An 8,988-nucleotide genomic window follows, 5' to 3' on the forward strand; every position below is an offset into this window, starting at 1 on the left:
GTTTACTTTCTTGTGTAATAATGTTAATATTAAGTTGAAGCTTATTTTATGTCATACTTCATTATAGCATCTCCTTGACACGAATATGTAAATGTACCTTCATTCGAGTTGACACTTACTTTTTTCGCATTTGCAGGAATAATAGCAAGCGATTTAATTTTTACCGGACCATTTGTGCTCTTTAGACGATTTCTGCTTTTTAAAGGACTTTCTGCCAATTCTAACTTTCCACCTTCAAATTTGAAAGCTAAGTTAGTCATGATATAATTGGCTTCTTCTCCGTTAGGAGTGATGTACTCAATAGAAGCTACATAGCCTACGGGTGTAGGAGTGTGATTGATGTCTGTTATAATACATTTGCTTGCATTACTCCCGTAAATGTCGCTCAACACTTTCATCGTAGAAGCTTCAAATGCATCTTTATTAACAAATAATGTATCTCCACTAGGTGCAACATACTTTAATGATATGTTGTTTGCTGCACCCAGCTCTTCGCTTCGGTTATATCCTTCTTGGCTACAACTCGAAAATCCGACTAAAATACCCACGGTAAGTAAACAGAGTAACGTGGAAAAAAAGTTTTTTTTCATAATTTAAATCAATTTGTAAAATATATAATATATAAGTAGCTATTCTAATAAAATAGTATTTTCGATATTAATCGTTTATAAGTTGGATTGATAAAAACTCGCGACCGGTATAAAATGAATTTATTAATTTAGGATCGTCCAATTGTATAAGTATGTTGATCATTCCGCCCGGAGGTATAGTTGGAGCTCCGTCTTCTCCCGGTTTTTTAAATCGGAGAGTAACTTCACGTTCACGAGGTTCGCCGTATGCATCTTCTTCAGGACCAAAAGACATAGGCCCGGTAGCAGATAAATTTACGGATGAGTTTAGCCAATATCTTCCCGGAGTCATATCACTACCGAGTGAGTTTAGATAAGAAACTTCTAACAGAGTACATGACCATTTTACATTCGACCTTATTTTGAACTTGAATTCGTAATTTTTCTCAACAGGATTGTATCCATTGATTTTCAAAGGTTGTCCAAGAATACCCTCAATTGGTGTATCATTCAGATCCAATATTTGTGTTCCATAATGTATTTGTCTCACATCGAAATTAGCAGTACCTCCGGTAGATTGTTGCAATGTTACTTCCTTGCTTAGTGCATATGGTTTATTTATGATAAACGTTTCGATGTTATCTTGGAAAATAGGTGCTTGATTTATTGGGGTCATCTTGATAAATTCTTCCCAGACTAAGCTACTTCCTGTTTGTTCGGCTTTAGTCTGATATGAGATATATCCACAAGCATCAGGGTTTAATGGATTAGGCTTCGGTAAATTTAATCCATCGTATACCAATGTGAAGTTAGGCTCTTTATATTTTGCAGGAGCAGGAGTGGCTGCATTTACAACTTTTACATCGCTTGTTTGTGGTTGCCAACTCACAACGAATGGCCAATAGTTTGTATTTTCGTGTATAAGGAACTTCGATGGGTCTCCTATGATGCTACTACCTGATTTACCTTGGTATTTTACACCTGCTATACCCCAAGGACGTACAAGATAATCGTTCTCGACAAAAGATGGAAGTGCTGCAGCTGCAGGTGATACAGTGAAATAGTTGTTGTCAGTTTTGAAATCTTGATAGCCTCGGCTTAAACCGTCTAATCCACTTGTAAATATAACTGTAGTAGGATCTGTAATCAGATAATCAGTCGTTATTGTGACTTTACTATAAGGACAGCCTTCTATAAGAACAGATGGACCTCCATTAATTTTTGAAGATATATCTATTGGTATTATTACAGTCTGCTCAATATTGCTGGCAGGACCTTTTATAACCACATTGATATCTACAGGAGAGTTATCTTTTGTAACAACATACGTGTCACTGTCTCCATTCGAACTGTCTTTTATAGCTACAATCTGATAATTACCTATCTGACCTAGTATATCATTGTTTTTAATTGTAATGCTTGCATTTTCGTAAGCGGATAATTGAAATGAACCTAATCTGTTCAACTCACGACATACGCCTACTACTATATCGGCGATATTATTTTCACAATGCACCTTACCTGCATATGGAGGAATACAAGGTTTTAATAAACGAATCCATTTGCCTCCGTTCCATACATAAGGACCTGCGCATAGATATTCTTCAGGATTTGTGACTATTGCTGTATTATCATATAGATTATATACCCACAGTCCGGTGTGGTCATCTTTACTTGAGGTAAAGTCGGTTACTCCTCCAATTTTGGGGTCAAAAACACCCTCCAAATTTACGCGAGGAAGTAATAATCCTTTATTCGAATTTACAGACTCATCAGTTTCTTTGAGTTGTAACAGGGCTCCTTTCTGAGGTTCCAGATTCGAACCGATAGTCACCTGGGCATAAGTGTTGAGGACGTAAAAGAATGAAATAAAAAGAAATAGTAATCTTGTCAGTTTTAATGTTCGATGTTTCATGATTTCATTTTTATAGTAACTTGTAAGTTTGTATTTGTATCTAACGCTGTTTATAGTCCATAACCACCACTTTCGATATTAGAATATCAAAACTCATTAGATTTCTCCATGTAGTGATGTCTAGATTTTTATATATTTATTTATACTAGCCAGGTTTGCTTCGTAACATCATTCATCAGAAAATACAATTAGTATGTCTGTTTCTATTTTTTTATACATACAAGATAATAGCATTTTAATTTTGTAAAAATGTTGAATCAAGGCTCTTCTCTTTTTTATTCAACTTTGGTAAACATTGGAATTTGTCTCTATTATTGCATTACTTTCTTTTTTAACATTTAAATGTTTATATTAGTATTCTGTAGCAACTATTAAGTGTTGCATATAGAATCTATTAACATTAAATATTAAAAAGATTCGTTTAAATATGTGCATTCTTTAGAACCTCTTTGTTCCTTTCTCTATTATTGTCTTTCTTTCAGTTTGTTAGGTTATTCTTTGTTTGATATTTATAAAAGAATAATCTTATTTTTTACAAAGATAGAGTTCAAAATCTTTCTGTTTATTACAAAAACCCTCCATAATATTTACAAAATCCGCCTATGTTACTTTTTCCCTTTTTTATTTCGTCTTATTTCTCCGGGGGTTTGACCAAAATGTAATTTGCAATAATTATTAAAATGTGATAAAGATGAAAAGCCATTCTGAAAACAAATGTTTTTAAATGGAGTTTCTTCATTACTAATCTCATTAAGAATGGCCATCGACTTTTGTTGCTTTATCCAATTTCCGGCCGAAATATTGAATATTCTTTTAAATTTTTTTTCAAAGCCTGATATACTATAATTTGTAAGGTCGGCCAGTTCTTTTATAGTTTTTACATTATGAAAGTTATTTATTACTGTACTGTAAAAGTCTTGTTCCCAATGTTGTAATGGGGCAAAGAAATTGAAAAGCTCTTCTTTACTATAATAAGCCCGAAGAAGTAAAAAAAGCTCTTTAAGTTTAAGTTCGAAAAAAATATCACTTTTCAAGCCATCTTTTATGCGTTCATTTAAGTTCTCTAGGTAGGTCCATAAACACTCTTTAATTGTCAAATAATAAACGTCATTTTTTTTAGTATTTTTTATCTGCAATGGCAGATGATCCGCATTGTAATGCTTTTCACTAAGAATATCTTTAAATAATAGTTTATATAGTGTAAGTTCCTCGTTATTAGGCTTGTTGGGTAGATATACTATTACCAAGGAAGTATCTTCCTCCGCATAGATGTTAAATTGGCATCCTATGGCCAATAACAATATCGTCCCTTTAGGTAGTTTATCCTTTGATGTTTTATCATAAGAGATGGATAAAGTACCATTAGTAACGAATACCACTTTGCTGTTAAGTGCTCTGGATGGCCATATTTGTCCTTTCGAAAGGTTTAAATTGTCTATTGTTGGGCTCTCTCCTCTGCCATAGTTGGTATACGATTGGCTGTCGCTGGAATACAAAGAATCCATAATATTTCTATTCTTGTGAGTTCTATTCTCTTTAGAAATAATTCTAAAAAGTAAAAAATAATCAACACCAATACACAATTTTTGATGCCGTATAGATCAAATAGTGTATTAATAAATGAAATCTAAAATGTATAATGTTTGTTACCGTTTTTTGCTTAGTTTGTCTTTAAAGAATTTATAGTTTTCCTTTCGGCAATATACTTGTCTATGCTGTCTGTGCTTTGCAAAGTAATAAACTATATTTGTAATATGCTATCTTTTTTTAAATTAATTTTCTTTAAAGTTTGTTTTCTCTGATATTTAAATGTGATAGCTGATTTATAGATATGAATCGGTTTATGTTTAATAATGGCTATATTACTGCGTTTGAAGTAATGATTTTCTTTTCTCTTTTATAATAATTACCTTTGCAGCTGTTTTTTCGTAAATCATGACTATAGACATATTAAAAAAAGAGATCAGGGATATTCGTTGTACTCCGATCGTACAGCAAACTGCATTTTGGTCGGAAGTAAAAGCATATCAAGGTCTGACTCCAAAAGCCTTCGATTATAAGGTAAAAGAAACTGAAATATATACTCATCGCAAAGATTATTCATATATCGATGCCGATTTCTTATTGTTAGAAAGACCTCTCGATTCGGAATGTTGTTTGGCTTATGTTCCTTATGGGCCTGAAATAGAGCCGTCGGGAGAGAATCAAGGCGCTTTTTTAGAAGAATTGTCAGAAATAATGCGTTCTTATTTACCAAAGAATTGTATTGCTATCCGATACGATCTTAATTGGAAATCCCATTGGTGCAGTGATGAATACTTTGATGAATCGGGGATATGGATGGGACCACCCGATAAAAAGTATCAGGAATTTCAGATGAATTATGGAACAATTAACTGGAACTTACGTAAAAGTAATTCGGATATTCTACCTTCTACTACTATATTCCTCGATATATCCCAATCGGAAGAGGATTTGTTGAATGCGATGAAACCTAAAACTCGCTACAATATTCGTTTGTCTCAACGTAAAGGGGTTCATATCCATCGGGCCGGTTTGGATAAAATAGATATATGGTACAAAATATATAAAGAGACTGCTATGCGCAATGGTTTATACATTAATGATATCGAATATTTTATATCGGTACTCACGACACGTGCCGATGATACAGCCTCGCCTGCACATGTAGAATTGTTGTTAGCAGAAGCTGAAGGTGATTTTCTTGCAGCTATGTTTCTTGTGATATCAGACCTCAGAGGAACATACTTGTATGGGGCATCTTCTTCCGACAAACGTAACTATATGCCGACATATGCTTTGCAATGGGAAGCGGTGAAAATTGCCAGAGAATTTGGGTGTACCGAATATGACATGTTCGGGGTGTCACCAGGGCCCGATCGCTCACATCCTATGTATGGACTTTATCAGTTCAAAACCGGTTTTGGAGGAGAGTTATACCACCATTTAGGTTGTTGGGACTATATTCTCGATGAGGATAGGTATCGTTATCTTCAGATAAGTGAAATGAATGCACAAGGTTATTATTTATCTTAATCGATTAGTACATAGTTTTTTAGTGCTGAAGGATAGATTACAATTAATCAAGGAATAGACATATATAAGAAATTACAGCCATATATCTGATTGATATATGGCTGTAATTAAATTGATAGATATTTTGCTGATTTTACTTATTCCGATAGAGTAGATAAATTTTTATTAATAAAAGAAAGTTTTCTATTAAACTCTTTATTGGATTCATCTTGCGTAGACTGGAAAAATATAACCTGTTTCTTTTCTTTTTCTGTTCCAAAGTTAGTATAGACTTCTACATAAGTTAGAGTAGCTAAGCCATTATTGTTTTTATTGAAACTATCGGTTCTTACATTGATATTGTAAGTTCCTTTAATTCCATTCCTTACCAAATAGTCGATTGGGCCATACGATATTGCTCTTGTATCTGATGTGATTCCTCCTTTCTGATATGAATAATAACTGTTTGAAGTAAGATTATTTGGATCTTTAACAGCCAGTAGAAGATTGTTTCTTTTACTATACGAGCCGAGTACAATACGAATGTCGGCTATAAGTGGGAAAATTAGACTTGAACGTATCATTCCGAGTTTCAATTTCACCTTTTCGCGTTTAGCTTTCGTTATTATACTATTCATATCAGTTAGAAAAACGGTTTGTATCTCTTCTCCCAAATTGGTATTCCATTCTTTTTGGGTAGCATTAAACAAAATATCTACAGCTTCCTGATAGCGTCCTGCCTGTGCATAAGCTAGTCCAAGCTCGCGATAAAACATCGGATTGTCGGAATATAATATGTGGTTTTTTTCCAATACATCAATAGCTTGTTCCGTATATCCTAACTGCAAAATAAATTTCGCATACGGTACTATCAGCAACGAATTGTCGTATGACAACTCCAATATATTAGATACTACCTTGAAGGCCTCATCTTTTAGTCCTTTTTCTGATAATAAGGTTGCTATAGAAATATAGAAGAATGGAATGTCTTCATACTCCTCTTTTATACTCAGGTAATAATTATATATTTCAGAAGGATTCATACTCTTCATCTTAGACAGCCAGGCATCCTGATCCAACCATTTGTAATATTCTACTCCTTCGGTTCCTTTTTTTACATTCTTAGAGATTCGCTCGCGGGCAGGTGGAGATGCCGGTTCTGTTGCTGAAGATGAGCCTGTATATCCAACTACCACTACATCTTCTAATACATGGTTGTCTTCACCTAGTACCACGTCTACAATGGTAGAGAGGACATCTACTTCTAATGAGTTGTAGCCAATGTATGCGATCTTTATTTTTGTTTTTCCCGGAGGTATTTTTAGTTCATATTCCCCATCTAAATTAGTTATTGTTCCATTGGTTGTTCCATTAATATAAATAGCGCACCCAATCAGAGGTTCTCCTTGCTCATCGCGGATAATTCCTTTTATTGTATTTGTTGCTTTGCTATCAATAATTGTTCCCTTTTGGTAAGCTTTACTATCCGAACTGTATCTTTTTCTTGTATATCGTCTGCGGTAGGTGCCATTCTCTATAGCTTGTTGGCGATACTCCCATGCGCGTTGTTCGGCTTTACCCTCTTCTATGCCTTCTTGCCACCGCCTCTTGAATTCATTCCAACGTTCGGAGCGTTCCTCCTTTTTTCGTATATTTTCTTCATATTTGCGGAGAGCTTTTTCATCTCCGTTTATTTTCCATAGTTTTTTCCGTCTTGAAAAATTAGAATTTACATACTCGTTTATTTTTTCTATATCATTTATCTCATCCTGTTTTAGCTCTTGTATCATTGAGTAATATTCCTCCTGCATCTTGTCTGTTGGTGGAACAATGTTATATTTTACATAATCTTCTATAGTCTCCAGTACAATCAAGGATGTATTTTGAGTAACCATTTTGTATTGGATTCCTAGTTTCTCAATCTCAGATAAATGATAATTGTGGTTGGAATAGAGTTCATTTATTTTAGAATGTATCCATAATCGTTCGAAAAAATTGTCATATTTCCCGGCTTCAGAGCTATTGAGTGTAATAGTATCTCTTTTCAATATTGTATTTCCTCTGCCAAAGTTTAAAATAATATTCGCCTTTCCACTTTTTAATATACCAGTAAGAGTGAATGTTCCGTTGATTCTTAAGCCTTGTGTTCTCGAATGGAATATATCTGTAATTTGTTTCGGATCAAATTCAGAGGAGATAAGGTTTGTCGGGTTATCCAATAGAAGTTCTATGGCTTCGCTAGTCGTCGTTTTTGTGAGATCTATGTAGTTTCCGCCTGAAGCTGAAGCTGCTCTATTAAGCAAACTAGAATTTGCCTGTTCATTATAATTGATTGCAATGATGGGCACCTGTCCAATTTTTTCTATTGGTTTACCGAGATTAATAATGCCGTCGCTACAGAACCAAATTTCATCATATTCGGGCTTGTTGAAATCAAGTTCCTGATATAGGCTATTGTCAAACTTAAGTCTACTTATATCCAGAATGAGTTGCTTCGAATCTCCATTTTGGATATTAAATTCTCTTATTTTCTTCATCTCGGTATTTACTGAAAAGAGGTCGACCGAGAGATTGCCTATATGGCTAATATATGCTGTTAATAATTCGATCAGTGAATTATCTAAAGGTTGCATAGAGAGTGAATTGTCTATGTAAAGTGCGACTTTTCGAGGTAGCGTTTTTTTTACAATCGGTAAAGTAGGACTGATACTAAGATTGAATACCCTTTGTTGTCCGTATTTTCCTTTTTCAATGAAAACCTGAGGCCGTACATTGCTATTTGGTACTACAACACTGAAGATATTGTCGGCCAAAGGGATTGAGTCTATAGAGGCTGCGAATCCGGATGTTGTTTGCATAAATTGTAATGATTGCAGAGGGCTTTCCTTTATTATTGGTGCCTCAGTTCCATCTACGGTAATATTTAAAGATATTTTAGCTGTTGGTCGGTTATAGCCTAATGGTAAGTGGTAATGTAAACCTTCAGTCCCTTTTTTCAATTGTTCCTGATAGGATATTACGGCACGTTTATATCCTCTCCTCATAATAGGGTATACACGTAGTTGATAATTATTCTCTCCGTTCATTTCCAATAGCCCCGGATCGACCCGTCGGCTGATTATCTCTTCATAAGCCTGTCTGCCTTTTGTCTTTTCTACAATGGAGGCATCTCTTAATTTTCCATTTACATCGAGCATAAATTGTGATATAAATTGATTGGGTGTGAGAGAGAATTGCAATACAGCTTCATCTTGCCATTGATTCCCATCTTGGTAAAATTGCATATCCAGTGTTGTGGTTGCAATACCTTCTTTTATTTTCACATCGATAGAAAGAGTAGAAAGTACTCCTTGTTTTGTATTGCCTTCCGGCTTAGGCGTATATAATTTCTGACTAAAGCTATATATAGTGTAGCAAAAAAAGCAGATAAGGAGTATTCCTCTTTTTATCTTTTTCATAGTATTATAT

General features: G+C 34.4%; 5 protein-coding genes. 1 reads left to right on the top strand and 4 read right to left on the bottom strand.

The window, feature by feature from the left end; genetic code table 11:
* Nucleotides 1-41: 41 nt before the first annotated feature.
* The 3 genes from JGH11_RS17950 to JGH11_RS17960 form a co-directional block, all read right to left on the bottom strand.
* Nucleotides 42-590 carry a hypothetical protein gene (locus JGH11_RS17950; RefSeq protein WP_201114091.1) on the bottom strand — a complete coding sequence of 183 codons (549 nt, stop codon included), beginning with the start codon at nucleotides 588-590 and terminating at the stop codon, nucleotides 42-44.
* Between the two features lie 67 nt (nucleotides 591-657).
* Nucleotides 658-2,484, bottom strand: a complete 1,827-nt coding sequence (locus JGH11_RS17955; protein ID WP_201114092.1) for a hypothetical protein — start codon at nucleotides 2,482-2,484, stop codon at nucleotides 658-660.
* A 605-nt stretch (nucleotides 2,485-3,089) separates the two neighbouring features.
* On the bottom strand, nucleotides 3,090-3,989 hold the full coding sequence (locus JGH11_RS17960; RefSeq protein ID WP_201114093.1) for a helix-turn-helix transcriptional regulator: 900 nt from the start codon (nucleotides 3,987-3,989) through the stop codon (nucleotides 3,090-3,092).
* 430 nt (nucleotides 3,990-4,419) lie between these two features.
* On the opposite strand from JGH11_RS17960, the gene JGH11_RS17965 reads away from it, so the two are divergent.
* The gene (locus tag JGH11_RS17965; RefSeq protein WP_201114094.1) at nucleotides 4,420-5,541 is read left to right on the top strand and encodes a peptidoglycan bridge formation glycyltransferase FemA/FemB family protein; all 1,122 of its coding nucleotides are present in this window, start codon (nucleotides 4,420-4,422) and stop codon (nucleotides 5,539-5,541) included.
* Between the two features lie 137 nt (nucleotides 5,542-5,678).
* Here JGH11_RS17965 and JGH11_RS17970 read toward each other — a convergent pair whose 3' ends face one another.
* Complete coding sequence (locus JGH11_RS17970) at nucleotides 5,679-8,978, bottom strand: VIT domain-containing protein (RefSeq protein ID WP_201114095.1); 3,300 nt, start codon at nucleotides 8,976-8,978, stop codon at nucleotides 5,679-5,681.
* Nucleotides 8,979-8,988: the final 10 nt, after the last annotated feature.

The sequence above is a fragment of the Dysgonomonas sp. Marseille-P4677 genome (assembly GCF_016652235.1).
GTDB lineage: Bacteria > Bacteroidota > Bacteroidia > Bacteroidales > Dysgonomonadaceae > Dysgonomonas.